Raw genomic sequence first — 13,982 nt, forward strand, 5'->3', positions numbered from 1 at the left:
TCCTCATAGAAGAGCGCCTGGTTTTATTGTGAAAGTGAATCTTACTAATTTACTTAGTTTTGATTCGTATTAATACTACGCTAAGTTGAGGCGTGGAACAAGTTAAAATATTTTCCATTCAATTTTTGGTAGGAATTTATGTTTTTTCGAGCATACGAGGTACTCATGTCCTATTTATTTTGCAAGTAGGAATCTAACAAAAAAGACTAGATACCTACATAAATTATGTAAGTTCTAGCCTTTTAAGTGAAAGTGAATCTTACTAATTAATATTGCTTAGCTTTAGATTCATTTATGAATACGAATAAACAGCTAAAAGGTTTCATTATTTGTCCTATTTTTCATAAAAAATAAGATTACCCGCACAAAAAGACCAGGAAGTCACGAAATAAGTGAATCCTGGTCTTTTTGTGAAAAGTGAATGTTACTAGCTTGCTTTAGTTTTTTGTATTCTACTAATAAGGTAGACGGTTGATGTTGCAATAAGTTACATAAAATTTAAAAATATTTTAATCGATTATTTGAATGGCAAAATCAAATACACCTGCCCCATCAGCAGTAGTGATGGAAATGCTATACACCCCTTCTGACATCGTATAGCTACCCTTTTCTAGTATCGTTGAATATTTTGCTCCTGCATTTACGTGTTTTTGAGCCCATAGTTTGGCATCTGCATTATAAATTTTTAAGCTAAATGGTTGTGTCCCCTTATTCTTTATATCATAGTGAATATCAAATTCGTGTGGAGAATGTTTGCTGTAAAAAGAGTTATGAAATTCACCATTTGCAGTTGTAGCATCTACATAATTCAGTGGAAGTCTATGATGCATGTCCATTTCCTCAGTGCTTGTCCTGGCCAATACTCTTTCTTGTAGCTGGGAATCTTTTCGTTTACTTGCATCAAATTCATCCGATGTATTTGTAGAGATGTTGTCGCTACCAATTAGGGCAAATTCAATCATCAGTACAAGTAAAATGAGTAATTTCCATATGTTCAGAGCGCTCACCTCCACTTACAAATAATACCTAATTAGATATTATTTCACCATTTAAAAAATCACCATTCAAATTGTTAACCATAGATAAAAACTTGACAAAAAAAGTTATTTATGCTATAATTTACATTTAAAATATTATCTTATATAATAGGATTCTCCTGGCCAGGGGAATCCTATTTTTTTATTGAGGAGTGTTCGGATGAAGAAGCAGGAATCTAGTATAACTTCATTAATAGCTGCCTTTAGCAGAGCCTACCATAGCCAATTTGATACGCCGAAAATATTTGATGATTATCTAGCACAGGAATTAATCTCTAAGGATGAATTTCAGAGCATTGAAGACAATATGGTGCAAGGTATTGAATTTTTTAATAAGGAAATTGCCGAAAAATATAAAGGCGATTCGAGAAAATTATTAAAATGGATTACGCAAGTTCAACTAGCGCCGACTCCCTTGGCACGTGCTGCATACTGTGAAAGAGTCTTACAAAACGAAATACAGCTCGGTGTTGAGCAATATGTTATTTTGGGTGCTGGTTTGGATACATTCGCTTATCGACACCCCCATTTAGAACGTGTATTAGAAATATTTGAGGTTGATTTCCCAACTACACAAGCATTCAAAAAACAAAAATTACAAGAAGCGTCAATCAGTCCCATCAATAATGTACATTTTATAGCGATGGATTTTACGAAGCAATTTCATAGTCAACCTCTTTTAGATCAAGGCTTTCAGTATAAGAAAACATTTTTTAGTCTCTTAGGTGTCTCCTACTATTTAACGAAAGAAGAACTGGCTAGCTTATTAGACCATCTGTTTGCGCTAGTTCCAGCAGGTAGTTCCCTTGTCTTGGACTATGCTGATGAATCGTTATTTAGTGAAAAAGGCATCTCTAACAGAGTAGATCATATGGTGAAGATGGCGGCCGCTGGTGGTGAACCCATGAAATCGTGCTATCGTCATGAGGAAATGGAGAAGATGGTAGCTCAATCAGATCTACTTATTTATGAACATCTATCTCCATCTACAATTCAACAGCTTTATTTCCAGCATCGAACAGATTATCTATCAGCTTTTGAAACGATCCATTATATGCACATGGTTAAAAAATAAGATGTAATCCATTCATTTTTAAAACAATTCTCAATTTTCTATCTATTTCCCAGGCAATTAACTATTTCAATATAATAATTGTGTATATGATAGTAGTGTAAAGCTAATTAGCCTTACACCTCCTAGATTTGTTACTAGGGTCACTGTTTATAACAGTGACCCGCTTATGATTGGCAAACCCCTAATGGATTTCCATCTAAATCATAGAAGGTGAAAAACTTTGTTTGCCCTTCTCCTCCCAGAGGATTTACGTTCACTTGTTGCTCCACTAGTGAATGGTAGGTCTCTTCAATTGATGAAGAAAGAAAATTGTAGTATTTCCCTACCCCAAAATGATTATCTGGGAAATGTAATGGTTGATGATTTTCCGTTTTTACTAAGCATACAATCGTAGCAGAACGTTCGGCTATTTTCATGACCGCTGCGTCTTCTTCTATATATAAAAGCTTAAATCCAAGCTTTTCCTCATACCATTTAGCTGATAATTGAGGGTCTTTTATCGGGATAAAAATGGCCTCTACTCCATGTAATAATGATTGCATCTCTTTTTCCTCCTTTTTAAAATGATTGCTATACTTTTTCTGTATATAAACTTAAATGTCCTCTAAAAAATTTCACCCTTACATTTCTTCTTGTTTAGTTTTCCTATTATTTGCTTATCCTAATTAGTATCGGAAATGTCTTTGCCCTTTTCCTAGAGGAGGTGCCAATATTAAACACACGGTGTCATTTTTTCTCCTACTTCTAGTCGTTTTGTTGTTAACTGGGTGTTGGAATAAGCGGGAGTTAAATGAATTAGCCATTGTCACAGCTGTTGGAGTCGATAAAACGGACGAATTCATAGAAATTTCCGTTCAAATTGTTAACCCGAGTCAAATTGCGCCGAAAAATTCCACAAGCTTTCAAGTCCCTGTTTTTACCTATCACGCAAAAGGGAGAACCTTATTTGAAGCCATCCGAAAATTAACAACACTGACGCCAAGGAAACCTTATTATGCACATGCTCAAGTTATTATTATTGGTGAAGAGATGGCTGAATATGGTATGAATAGTATATTAGATTTATTTCAAAGGGACCCTGAGGGAAGAAGCGATTTTAATATTATTGTTGCTCATGAATCAACAGCGCAAGATATTTTAAGTATTTTAACACCATTAGAAGATATTCCTGCCAGTAAAATGTTAAAATCCTTAAAGGACTCTGAGGATGTACTGGGAACCACGGAATCAGTGATTTTAGACGATTTGATCGAGTCTTTAGGGAGTATTGATCATAGTGCTGTTCTGCCCTCCATTCATATACTTGGAGATGCAGATGCCGGAAAAAATAGCTCCAATATAGAAAAAATGGATAGCCCCGCCAATTTAAAATACAGTGGACTTGCTGTTTTTAAAAACTATAAGCTTATAGGCTTCTTAACAGAGGAAGAAAGCAAATACTACAATTTCTTACACAACCATATAAAAGGGACCGTTCAAAAAGTGCCTTGTTCGGAAAAGGGGAAAATATCAGCAGAGGTTTTAAATTCCTCTACAAAAGTTACTGGCAGCATAAAAAATGACAAACCCTCCATCCATATTCAGGTTGATCTTGAACAAAATATAGCGGAAATAAGTTGCCCAATCGATATAACAAAGCCCGAAACGATTGATGTTATTAATAAAGAAACAAGTAAATTAGTTCAAGAAAATTTAGAACAAACACTGCATACGATTCAAAAAACCTATCAAGCTGATATTTTAAAGTTTAGTGAGGTACTTCATCGTGAAGACCACCAAGCATGGAAACGTATCAAAAAAGATTGGGACACGCTTTACCCTAATCTACCGGTGCAAATTGAGGTAAATGTGAAAACAAAAGGTATTGGTACAGCTAGAAAATTAAAAGTAGATTAAACAATTAAAAATGACCAGACACTCCTTGAGAGTGCTGGTCATTGCTAATTAACGTGAAGCTTCGAATGTAATAAATGATGAAGCTTCATCAGGCTGTTGCTGAAATGTGTAATTAGCAGAGCATGTAATATCCGAAAAGCCTATGCTTTGTAAAAGCAGTTTAAATTCCTCTAGACCGTACCAGCGTAATAAAAATTTTTGTAGCTCTGTATCAATCAATGTACCACGCTGCCATTTCTCATATTTTAAAACTGATAAAGTATACTGCTCCATCCAGTTGATCGCAATCGATTTCCTCTCAATCGAGATCCCTACATCTTCGGAGGTTGGATGATAACTTGTAGTAATTTCTCCAGTTTTCCAGTCTGTCGGTACGATTAAATCTAATAGAATGCGTCCGCCTGGAGCAAGGTGATGATACATATTTGTTAAAGCTGACACGGCATCTTGATAATTTTCTATTAAACAGAAAGATCCTGCTGGCATGATGATAGCGTCATATTGTTGATCTACTGTAAAATGGCAAACATCGCCTTCATAAAGAACGGGTGTAAGTCCTCTATCGAGACATCGTTTACGACAGGACGCCAGCATTTCTAAAGAATTGTCAATCCCTTCTACATCAAAACCACTCTCCATGAAAGGAATATAGAAACGACCTGAGCCGACACCCGCCTCAAGAACCTTACCTGTTAGTCCCTGTAAACGTTCCTTATAATATTCAATATCCCCGCCAATAGAATATCCTACTGGTTTTGTTAAATCATAAAGTTCCGTACATAACGGTCCATAATTACTATACATATTGTCTCCTCCGATTATTTGCGGAAGAAAAATCCCTTTTAATTCTTCCACACCTTCATATTATTTAATGGAAAATTAGAGCTGACTATCATTATGGATCACTCGCTTTCTTGTAAATTTAAATAAATTATACCTATTTTTGTAATTCATTTCAATATTTCTATTGATTTCGTTTTCAGTCCACTATATTGTACAAATTAGCAGAAATTATCAAAAAATATTTCCATGTAAACGGTACGATGAGAATAAGAAAGGATGATCGTATGGATTATTTTGAAAGAATACAAAACGCTATAGACTATATAGAGGATAACTTACAAGAAAAAATGTCGATCACAGATATTTCTTCGCAGTCGTACTGTTCAGCCTTCCATTTTCAACGACTGTTTCAGGCGATAACTGGATTTTCCGTACAGCAGTATATTCGTAATAGAAGGCTTTCTGAAGCGGCCGTTCTATTAATAACAACCTCTCAAGCTATACTTGCAGTGGCGATTAACTTTCAATATGGTTCTCAAGAAGCTTTTACAAGGGCTTTTGTTCAATACTTTGGGATATCACCGGCTAAGTATAGAAAGAGTGCAAATTCTATACCCTTACAAAACAAAATAAACTTTTTGGATTATAAAATGGATGGTGAGCTCCCTATGCAAAAACCAAAAATCGTACCTGTAGGAAAAAAATTAATCACCGGCCATCCCTATCAAACATCATTACAAGATGAGAGGTATTATGCTGAAATTCCAGGCTTTTATCATGATTTTGGTCGCCAGCACTATTATGAACGTATTTCACAAAAAGTGGCACCTAATATGGCCTATGGAATCTCTACAAACTTTCAGGAGAATGGTGAGTTTTCTTTTGTTGTTGGTGAGGAAGTCCGAGTATTTGAGGAGCGTGTTCAGCAAGAGTTTATCCATGTAGAATTACCTGCTGGTCAATATGCTGAATTTATCTTGAATAGTAGTGCAGAAGGTATACAGAATACAAGACGTTACATTTACGGGGTATGGTTGCCTAACTCTAATTACGAAAGAGATAGGGGTCCTGATTTCGAAATAACAGATGTTATGCAATCTATCTATCCACATAATATGAAAATGAAAATTTACATTCCTATTAAAGGTTAAGAAAGGAAGCCAAAAAATGATGATTGAAAAGGTTTTTACTCAATTCCCTCTGCTACATTCGTCTAGTCTACTATTGAAGAAAATAGAAGCGTCTCATGTAGAAGAGTTGTTTGCCATTTATGATAATACAAAGGTTTTCGAGTTTTGTGGTATTATCCCAAAACACAACTATCAAACCGTACAAAAAATGATTGAGCATTTTGAAAGAGACTTTAAGAAGAAAAGTAGAATAAAATGGGGTATTTTTGAAGCGTCCCAAAGCGAGAAATTAGTGGGTATTATTGAGGCTATGGACTTTAATCAAAAAGTAAATATGGTGACAATTGGATATTACTTAGCGGAAGATTTTTGGGGAAAGGGCATTGCTACGAAGGCCGTTGAAATGGTCGTGAACTATTTATTAGAGGAGGTTCAGGTGAATCGAATTCAAGCTGAAGTCATGCCATTAAACGAGCCCTCGAAAAAAGTACTACTAAAGAATGGTTTTATAAAAGAAGGTTTATTACGACAAGCAACATTATGGTCCGGCAAAGGCGTTGTTGATCTAGAAATATATGGATTTCTGAAAGAAGATTATGTAAACCATTCAAAAGACTAGACTCTATTTAGGAGTCTAGCTTTTTCTTTTATCTGACAAGTAGATGGACAGAATACCAACTCAAGATAGCTCTTTTACATAGATTAGAAATAGAAGACTAGCGCTAGAATTAACATTTAAACCATAAAGGAGCGTTTCAAAAATGGATGAAAATCGATATTTAACACGATTGGATAGAAATTTAAATAATTATCATAAATTTTCTAAATGCTATTGTGACTCGAAGAACTATTGCACAGGTTACTATTATGGCACGGATGATATGGCAGAAGAAGATTCATATCGCATCAAGTATTATAATAGTTCTCAGGATGGGAATAAACAGTCGGAGAGCCACGTAAGAAATAAAGATAAAAAACATTGTGAAGGCTGTATTTGTAGTCAGTTAGAATGTTTTGACCCAGGGACATTAGTAGATGTCTATCTTTCTGATGGCCATTGTTTTTGCGGTATTTACTTTATCTATCTCGATCCACATAGCTGCTGTGCCTTTTTCCTTCAAATCGATGACATGGCTAGACCCGTTATTATTGACTGCCAGCAAGTGAATGCTATAAGCAAAACGAATACGGCAAGCTAGTGCATGGGCTCTTCCCTTTGAAAGTAGCCTGTTGTTTAATCATGATCTTTCATCTACTTAGATTTCTGGTGATCAGCAGGTGTACAACGAATGATTGGACTCCCCTATCTAACCAAAGGGCGAAAGATTTTCACCGTTAACGGCTACCCCCTTCTTATTTCTACATGAAAAAAGAGCAGTATGATAACATATACATGTTACCAACTACTGCTCTAAGTTTTAAAAAATTATCCTTCGTTTATCCAACTAATGAGCTGTTCATCAAATAACTCTGGCTCTTCAAACATAGGGTTATGACCACTTTGTTCAAATATAACTTTCTTAACCTGAGAAGTATCCTCTATTGCCTCCCATAATGAAACAGGGGCAACTAAGAAATCATATCTACCTAGTCCAACAAAAACTGGTTTAGGGAAAGATCGAGTTAGTTGTAAAAGATCCTGCTCAGCGAAAGCTCTTCCCCACAGATAATCTATGACTTCCATATTCGTATAAACGCCTTCCCACATAGCTGTAGCATTAAACGAATAATCATAGAAACTATGTGCGCCCATGCGAATACACATATGAACAAAGCGTCGTTCAGGTTCCTTCTTTAAATCCTGCGCTAAGAAAGCAATATCTCGTTCAAATTGTTTTTTTCGCGCGACACTGGCATTAGCCTCAAAAAAGGACAGACTTTGCTGTTGTCTTTCTTGGCTATTTGTTGTAGCTGTATTTAATAGAATCACCTTCCGAACATGCTGAGGGTATGTGTTAGCATACGCCATCGCCATAAATGCATGCCCTGAGTGCCCTAAAATAATGAAATGTTCCAACTTTAACAATTGTCGAGCTTGTTCAATATCATCGACAATTTTCTCTAAAGTATAATCCTCTTGTTTTAAAGGACGAGGAGGCTTCACAAATCCACGATGATCTAAAAAAATAAGCTGAAAATGCTGGGAAAGGTTTTCTGAGAACAATCGCGGGTAATACACACTGCTTCCTACGACTAAAATAGGCTCACCCTGTCCCTTTATACAATAGTGCAATTCAAATCCGTCACAAATAATCTTTTGGTCTCTTGTCATTTTATATCCTCTTTTCTTATTAATCTATCACTCCCTTTCCTCTTTGCATTCCCGTGTCTTTTCCATCGAACGCTCTAGCATTCTATTCACCTCATGGATTTACTTTTACACAAACAATACCATTACTACTGGTTTCTAGCAAATTATTGATTATATAATAAGGGAAGCATCTAAAAAAGGGTGGGAGGAAATGAAAGAAAGTTTATTAGAACGTTTGAAGGTATTTCTACTCAATAAGGAACACCATACATGATAGATGAGGAAGAAATTATCTATGCTCAACAGAGGCTCGGTGTACAATTCAATAAGGATTACGTGCAGTACATGCTTTTTCTAGTCGTTCCAGTATGGAAATGAAACAGTCATCGATTTAACACTGGCATTTCGTCAACCATTCAGTGAGTCCTTTCTTCAACTAGCTATGTCATTTCAATTGGATGGTGGAGGGAACCCCATTTTTATGGACTCATCAGGCAAGATTTTCCTTTGTGATCATGGAACAATGCAATTATTGGCTGAATCTTTCGAGCAGCTGTCGAAAAAATTTTTTTGAACGATAACCCATATGATGCGAAACATTACAAACAAGGGGCTTAATCAATGGATAAACAATTAGAGCAAGTTCTAACATTAAGAGAAAATGGCCAGCTTAAGGAAGCCAACCAATTAATGGTGGCATTGGTCAAAGAAGAACCTGAAAATGCTTACTATCAATTTCAATGTGCCTGGACCTACGATTCTTTAGGACAAGAAAAGGAAGCTGTTCCCCACTATGAAAAAGCCATTCAATTAGGATTGGAGCCAGCTATTTTAGTGGATGCCTATCTAGGTTTAGGGAGCACGTATCGGACATTGGGGCTGTACGAACAAGCAAAACGGACATTGGAACAAGCTATACACGAATTTCCTGAAGCCGAGCATGTAAAGGTTTTTTATGCCATGACACTTTATAATCTTGGTGAACATGCAAAATCTATGGAAACATTATTGAATACATTAGTCAGCACAACCAACCATCAGGGCATTAAGGATTACAAAAAAGCTATTCATTATTACAGTGACAAGCTAGATCAAACATGGTCTTAACAAAAAAACAGGCTTCTATGAAAAGCCTGTTTTTTGCGTTATTTTGCGATATTTTGTTTTTTAAGCGTTGAAAAAAAGATCAATGTTAGTATACTGCTAAAGAAAAATAAATAGCTCAATGGGATTAAAAAGAAGTTCTTCTCCACAATTACTCCGTTTGCTAGTACCTCATCGCCAAGAATTCCTTTTATAAATAAACATAAAACACCTATCATCATAGGTATTGTTGCTAATAAATATTTCTTCATCATCTTTTCCTCCATATAATTTGTCTATTGTAAGTGATCCATTTAAGCATATCGTCTGATTTGCTATAGCTATAATAATCCCCAACACATCTTAAGTCAATATTTTTTTATCGAAAAACAATAAATCATTATTGTTTTCAGTTTTAACAAAATGATATAATCCAAGAACATACATTCTATCTCTCTTAATTCTTTTACGTGTGGTAGTTGAGTTATTTGAATCATTTTTGTGCGACTGGCATTCAATAATTATATAACCTAGTGTCGGATAATCTGTTATACGATTATAAAAAAACAGCTACTTCAACGAAAAGTAACTGTTTTTCAAACGGTTAAATAGAAGCTGAAGCTTGTTTTATTAAGGCAGCGACCATTTTATCCATTTGAGCGAAGCGATCATCCTGGGTTTGCCCTTTCGCATAACGATAATAGATTTGCTGACAAATGACTGCTAATTTGAAATAGGCAAATGTACAGTAATATTGAATGTCTGACATATCTCGCCCACTTTTTTCAGCATAGCGTTCCATAAATTGCTGACGGGTATAAAATCCAGGCAATACCGTAACAGGTGGGTCGCCTAGTGCATGTAATAGCATTTTTGGATCATCCGCTTGCATCCAGTAACTCATTGCGACACCTACATCAGCAAGTGGATCCCCTACTGTGGTCATTTCCCAATCAAATAAACCAATCATTTCGGAGTAGTCCTCAGAAAACATAGCATTATTCAATTTATAGTCGTAGTGAATAATGGTTGCCTCCTCATTATGAGGAATATGTTTTTTTAACCAATCTGTTAAAGCTTTTACTTCAGCATACTCTGCTGTTTTAGCCTTATCATAGCGCTCGATCCAACCATGTACCTGTCGTTCCATAAATCCGTCAGGCTTCACCATGTCCTGTAACGGCGTGTTCTCATAAGGAATTGCATGGAGTGCTACTAATGAGTCAACCATTTTTTCAGACAGTTGACGGGCTAGTTCCTCCGTCGGTTTTATTCCTTTTGGAAAAAAGGTATCGAGGACGATACCATTTTTTCGCTCCATTAAAAAGAAATCACTGCCAATAATGTCTCGGTCCTCCACATAAACATAAGGTTTTGGAACCACAGGTAAAAATGGATGCAAGGCCGATAAAATGGTAAACTCTCTCTTCATATCATGGGCCTTCTTGGCAACTGGGCCAAGTGGCGGTCTACGAAGGACCACTTCAAAATCAGCTATTTTCAAGCAATATGTTAAATTGGAATGACCAGCACTAAATTGTGAAATTTCCAATTGCCCCTGCGGTAGTTCAGAAAAATGGCTTTCTAAAAATGCGCGCAATTTGTCTACATCTAGGCGTTCACTTGCCCTTACTTGCATTGTATCCATCTTATCCCTCCTTTAAATAATGGAGCTCATGCCCCCATCAACAACAATGACATCCCCTGTCACATAATCTGATGCTGCCGATGCTAGAAATAACGCCACACCCTTTAAATCATTTTCGGAGCCAAGTCGTTTTAATGGTGTAGCGCCCATCAAATAATCTTGACCACGTTCAATTAATACATTGGACATTTTTGTTGGGAAAAACCCAGGGGCAATGGCATTGACATGGACACCATGAGGTCCCCATTTGACGGCTAAATCCTTCGTTAATGTTATAACAGCCCCTTTGCTGGCATTATAGGCAATGGTATCCATAAATGCAGGTAGTGTACCACCAAGCCCTGCGATGGAAGCAATATTAATAATTTTTCCGCTTTTCTGCTCTAACATGATTTTGCCGACTGCTTTGCTCATTAGGAATGTTCCATTCACATTGACATCAAATACTTTTTGCCAGGCTTCATACGGCATATCGATAGCAGGTGTTCCCCATGAGGCCCCACTGTTATTGACTAAAATATCAATTTTGCCGAACGTAGTCATCGTTTGTGCCACAACATCGGCAATATCCTCTGGTTTTGTCACATCACAGGCTAACGCTAATGTTTGAACCCCTAATTTTTCAAGAGCTGTAGCGACCTCCTCACATGCTTCCACTTTTCGCGAGCATAAGACAACATTGGCTCCAGCCTCGGCAAAGCCTTGGGCAATTTGTGCACCGAGTCCACGTCCCCCGCCTGTCACAATGGCTGTTTTCCCCTGTAAGCTAAATAACTCCATTACAGTCATTTCACCAGCTCCTTATGTTTTTTCGCGTGCTTTTTTAATTCCAGCTTGGCAACTGTATTACGATGTACTTCATCTGGCCCATCTGCTAAACGCAATGTTCGAGAATTTGCCCACTGTGCAGCTAGTGTTGTATCAGGCCCTACACCAGCAGCTCCAAATGCCTGGATCGCTCTGTCTATAACTCTCAGTGCCATATTTGGCGCAACTACCTTAATCATTGCAATTTCTGCTTTTGCCTCTTTATTGCCAACCGTGTCCATCATATAAGCAGCCTTTAATGTTAAAAGTCTTGCTTGCTCAATATCAATACGTGACTCGGCAATACGTTCACGCATCACACCTTGATCTGCTAGAGGTCGATGAAACGCATGCCGCTCCTGTACCCGTACACACATTTCCTCTAATGCCCGTTCAGCCGCGCCAATAAGACGCATACAATGATGAATTCTTCCTGGGCCCAATCGACCTTGGGCAATGGCAAAGCCTTTTCCCTCTCCCCATAAAATATTGTCTACAGGTACGCGTACATTCGTAAAGGTAACCTCTCCATGTCCCTCTGGTGCATGATCATAGCCAAATGCCGTTAACATGCGCTCCACTTTTACTCCTGGCGTATCCATTGGTACAAGAATCATAGATTGTTGCTCATGAATAGGCGCCGTTGAATCTTTATGTTTACCCATAAAAATAGCTATTTTACAGCGCGGGTCGCCAGCACCAGTTGTCCACCATTTATGACCATTTAAAATATATTCATCGCCATCTCGTTCAATACTTGCCTCAATATTCGTAGCATCACTCGACGCGACTGCAGGTTCAGTCATCGCAAAGCAAGATCGTATTTCCCCACGCAATAACGGTTCCAGCCATTGCTTCTTTTGTTGTGTGGAACCATAGCGAACTAGCACCTCCATATTACCTGTATCAGGTGCATTACAATTAAACACTTCCGGTGCCAAAAGAGAACGTCCCATAATTTCACATAATGGAGCATATTCTAGATTTGTTAAACCCGCTCCATATTCACTATCTGGTAGAAATAAATTCCATAAGCCTGCTTCCTGCGCTTTCTGCTTTAGCTCATCCATAATGGGCGGAATCGCTCCCCAACGATCCTCCATCGCCTCGATTTGTGCAGCATAAACGGCCTCATTCGGGTAGATGTATTGCTCCATAAAATTCGTAAGCTTGTCCTGTAACTTCACAACTTTTTCACTATAGGAAAAATTCATTGGAAGAAACCCCCTTTGCTTGAACTCTGAAAAAAATGAATGATTGTTCATTTTTATTCTTACATTAAATGTTACCGCTATTTTTCTAGTAAATCAATTCCATTTCATGAATTTTCTAATTAAAAGGAAAACATGTATAGAACAATTGGATTAGTTTACATTGGTTTCGTTTCGAAAAATTGCAGCACATCTTTCAGTAATTGACGGATAGCAAAAGGTAAATGGCGATTTTTTAAGTACACCAAATACACATTCCGACATAGATTCGCTCCTTCAATTTCCTTTTTAACAATGGTTTTAGCTGTCGGGCCTTGTAAATAATTTTCTGGCAAGATGGTTATCCCTAAATTTTCTCTTACAAGAGATACAGCCGTTTCAAAACGTTCAATTTCAAATTGAATATCAATGCTCTTCCCTGCTTGTTCAAAGGTATTCAAAATATCACGTCTTGTTTGAAACCCCTCTGTACTTATAATAAAAGGCTCTGCACTAATGTCTGAAATCGATAAAGTTTCTTTCTTCGCTAACGGATGATGTAGGGGTAAAACAGCTACTAAACGTTCCTCATATAAGGTCTTAACTTCAAGCTCAGGATCATCCATTAGCTGATTGGTAATAATTAAATGGGTTTTATAGCTTTTCAAGGATTTTTTTACACGCTTACTGCCTAAAATATCTACCAAATGGATTATCATTTGCGGATAGTCTTTTTTATAGTTAGCAATTACTTTAGGAAGCCAATGCTTGATTGATTCCATCACACCAATGGTAATTTCACTCGTGCCATGTACAACGACTTCATCCATCTCTATTTTTAACACTTCCATATTTTTCACAATAACTTTTGCACGTTCAAATAATACCTCACCCGCTTCCGTTAACTGCAGATTTCTAGTATTTCTGTCTAACAAGGGCGTGCCAATCTCATGTTCTAATTTTTTGATGGCATTGCTTAAGGAAGGCTGCGAAATATGCAGTCTTTCTGCGGCTTTTGAGAAATTCATATGCTCTGAAACAGCAATAAAATATTGTAATTGTTTAATATCCAATACGGTGAT

General features: G+C 37.0%; 15 protein-coding genes. 6 read left to right on the plus strand and 9 right to left on the minus strand.

The features are described from left to right. Window positions 1–509: 509 nt before the first annotated feature. Window positions 510–962 carry a hypothetical protein gene (locus KVT27_RS10250; RefSeq protein WP_217581253.1) on the minus strand — a complete coding sequence of 151 codons (453 nt, stop codon included), beginning with the start codon at window positions 960–962 and terminating at the stop codon, window positions 510–512. Between the two features lie 235 nt (window positions 963–1,197). Between KVT27_RS10250 and KVT27_RS10255 the strand changes: the two genes are divergently transcribed. After that, the gene (locus KVT27_RS10255) at window positions 1,198–2,112 is read left to right on the plus strand and encodes a class I SAM-dependent methyltransferase (protein ID WP_217581254.1); all 915 of its coding nucleotides are present in this window, start codon (window positions 1,198–1,200) and stop codon (window positions 2,110–2,112) included. Window positions 2,113–2,276: 164 nt separating this feature from the next. Here the strand turns inward: KVT27_RS10255 and KVT27_RS10260 are convergent, their stop codons facing one another. Further along, window positions 2,277–2,654, minus strand: coding sequence for a VOC family protein (locus tag KVT27_RS10260; protein WP_150907291.1), 378 nt, complete (start codon window positions 2,652–2,654; stop codon window positions 2,277–2,279). Between the two features lie 181 nt (window positions 2,655–2,835). Between KVT27_RS10260 and KVT27_RS10265 the strand changes: the two genes are divergently transcribed. Next, window positions 2,836–4,008: a Ger(x)C family spore germination protein gene (locus KVT27_RS10265; RefSeq protein ID WP_036126502.1), complete on the plus strand. Its 1,173-nt coding sequence runs from the start codon at window positions 2,836–2,838 to the stop codon at window positions 4,006–4,008. 48 nt (window positions 4,009–4,056) lie between these two features. On the opposite strand, the gene KVT27_RS10270 is transcribed toward KVT27_RS10265, so the two are convergent. Beyond that, window positions 4,057–4,812, minus strand: coding sequence for a class I SAM-dependent methyltransferase (locus KVT27_RS10270; RefSeq protein WP_036222113.1), 756 nt, complete (start codon window positions 4,810–4,812; stop codon window positions 4,057–4,059). Between the two features lie 263 nt (window positions 4,813–5,075). Between KVT27_RS10270 and KVT27_RS10275 the strand changes: the two genes are divergently transcribed. The 3 genes from KVT27_RS10275 to KVT27_RS10285 all read left to right on the plus strand — a co-directional run bounded on the left by KVT27_RS10275 (window position 5,076) and on the right by KVT27_RS10285 (window position 7,120). Continuing rightward, window positions 5,076–5,942 carry an AraC family transcriptional regulator gene (locus KVT27_RS10275; protein WP_036148729.1) on the plus strand — a complete coding sequence of 289 codons (867 nt, stop codon included), beginning with the start codon at window positions 5,076–5,078 and terminating at the stop codon, window positions 5,940–5,942. Window positions 5,943–5,958: 16 nt separating this feature from the next. Beyond that, entirely contained in the window at window positions 5,959–6,540 is a 582-nt protein-coding gene (locus tag KVT27_RS10280) for a GNAT family N-acetyltransferase (RefSeq protein ID WP_217581255.1), read from the plus strand. Window positions 6,541–6,682: 142 nt separating this feature from the next. After that, complete coding sequence (locus KVT27_RS10285) at window positions 6,683–7,120, plus strand: hypothetical protein (protein WP_036126511.1); 438 nt, start codon at window positions 6,683–6,685, stop codon at window positions 7,118–7,120. Between the two features lie 227 nt (window positions 7,121–7,347). Here the strand turns inward: KVT27_RS10285 and KVT27_RS10290 are convergent, their stop codons facing one another. Continuing rightward, window positions 7,348–8,193: an alpha/beta fold hydrolase gene (locus KVT27_RS10290; protein ID WP_217581256.1), complete on the minus strand. Its 846-nt coding sequence runs from the start codon at window positions 8,191–8,193 to the stop codon at window positions 7,348–7,350. 600 nt (window positions 8,194–8,793) lie between these two features. On the opposite strand from KVT27_RS10290, the gene KVT27_RS10295 reads away from it, so the two are divergent. Next, entirely contained in the window at window positions 8,794–9,279 is a 486-nt protein-coding gene (locus KVT27_RS10295; protein WP_036148735.1) for a tetratricopeptide repeat protein, read from the plus strand. A 38-nt stretch (window positions 9,280–9,317) separates the two neighbouring features. Here KVT27_RS10295 and KVT27_RS10300 read toward each other — a convergent pair whose 3' ends face one another. The 5 genes from KVT27_RS10300 to KVT27_RS10320 all read right to left on the minus strand — a co-directional run bounded on the left by KVT27_RS10300 (window position 9,318) and on the right by KVT27_RS10320 (window position 13,973). After that, complete coding sequence (locus KVT27_RS10300) at window positions 9,318–9,527, minus strand: DUF3955 domain-containing protein (RefSeq protein ID WP_483307969.1); 210 nt, start codon at window positions 9,525–9,527, stop codon at window positions 9,318–9,320. A gap of 332 nt (window positions 9,528–9,859) precedes the next feature. Continuing rightward, a complete protein-coding gene (locus tag KVT27_RS10305; RefSeq protein ID WP_217581257.1) occupies window positions 9,860–10,903 on the minus strand; it encodes a phosphotransferase family protein in 1,044 nt (347 codons plus the stop codon). Window positions 10,904–10,915: 12 nt separating this feature from the next. Continuing rightward, on the minus strand, window positions 10,916–11,692 hold the full coding sequence (locus KVT27_RS10310; protein WP_208705868.1) for an SDR family oxidoreductase: 777 nt from the start codon (window positions 11,690–11,692) through the stop codon (window positions 10,916–10,918). Next, window positions 11,689–12,924 carry an acyl-CoA dehydrogenase family protein gene (locus tag KVT27_RS10315; protein ID WP_036148739.1) on the minus strand — a complete coding sequence of 412 codons (1,236 nt, stop codon included), beginning with the start codon at window positions 12,922–12,924 and terminating at the stop codon, window positions 11,689–11,691. The genes KVT27_RS10310 and KVT27_RS10315 overlap by 4 nt, the downstream gene beginning before the upstream one ends. A gap of 155 nt (window positions 12,925–13,079) precedes the next feature. After that, window positions 13,080–13,973, minus strand: coding sequence for a LysR family transcriptional regulator (locus tag KVT27_RS10320; RefSeq protein ID WP_036126525.1), 894 nt, complete (start codon window positions 13,971–13,973; stop codon window positions 13,080–13,082). Window positions 13,974–13,982 lie beyond the last annotated feature (9 nt).

The sequence above is a fragment of the Lysinibacillus sp. GbtcB16 genome (genome assembly GCF_019091145.1).
In the GTDB taxonomy this organism is placed as follows: domain Bacteria; phylum Bacillota; class Bacilli; order Bacillales_A; family Planococcaceae; genus Lysinibacillus; species Lysinibacillus fusiformis.

What these genes read in the sequence shown, in the direction of transcription:
- KVT27_RS10250 (WP_217581253.1), bottom strand. Translation starts at nt 962, where the DNA reads ATGATTGAATTTGCCCTAATTGGTAGCGACAACATCTCTACAAATACA.
- KVT27_RS10255 (WP_217581254.1), top strand. Translation starts at nt 1,198, where the DNA reads ATGAAGAAGCAGGAATCTAGTATAACTTCATTAATAGCTGCCTTTAGC.
- KVT27_RS10260 (WP_150907291.1), bottom strand. Translation starts at nt 2,654, where the DNA reads ATGCAATCATTATTACATGGAGTAGAGGCCATTTTTATCCCGATAAAA.
- KVT27_RS10270 (WP_036222113.1), bottom strand. Translation starts at nt 4,812, where the DNA reads ATGTATAGTAATTATGGACCGTTATGTACGGAACTTTATGATTTAACA.
- KVT27_RS10275 (WP_036148729.1), top strand. Translation starts at nt 5,076, where the DNA reads ATGGATTATTTTGAAAGAATACAAAACGCTATAGACTATATAGAGGAT.
- KVT27_RS10280 (WP_217581255.1), top strand. Translation starts at nt 5,959, where the DNA reads ATGATGATTGAAAAGGTTTTTACTCAATTCCCTCTGCTACATTCGTCT.
- KVT27_RS10285 (WP_036126511.1), top strand. Translation starts at nt 6,683, where the DNA reads ATGGATGAAAATCGATATTTAACACGATTGGATAGAAATTTAAATAAT.
- KVT27_RS10290 (WP_217581256.1), bottom strand. Translation starts at nt 8,193, where the DNA reads ATGACAAGAGACCAAAAGATTATTTGTGACGGATTTGAATTGCACTAT.
- KVT27_RS10295 (WP_036148735.1), top strand. Translation starts at nt 8,794, where the DNA reads ATGGATAAACAATTAGAGCAAGTTCTAACATTAAGAGAAAATGGCCAG.
- KVT27_RS10300 (WP_483307969.1), bottom strand. Translation starts at nt 9,527, where the DNA reads ATGAAGAAATATTTATTAGCAACAATACCTATGATGATAGGTGTTTTA.
- KVT27_RS10305 (WP_217581257.1), bottom strand. Translation starts at nt 10,903, where the DNA reads ATGGATACAATGCAAGTAAGGGCAAGTGAACGCCTAGATGTAGACAAA.
- KVT27_RS10310 (WP_208705868.1), bottom strand. Translation starts at nt 11,692, where the DNA reads ATGACTGTAATGGAGTTATTTAGCTTACAGGGGAAAACAGCCATTGTG.
- KVT27_RS10315 (WP_036148739.1), bottom strand. Translation starts at nt 12,924, where the DNA reads ATGAATTTTTCCTATAGTGAAAAAGTTGTGAAGTTACAGGACAAGCTT.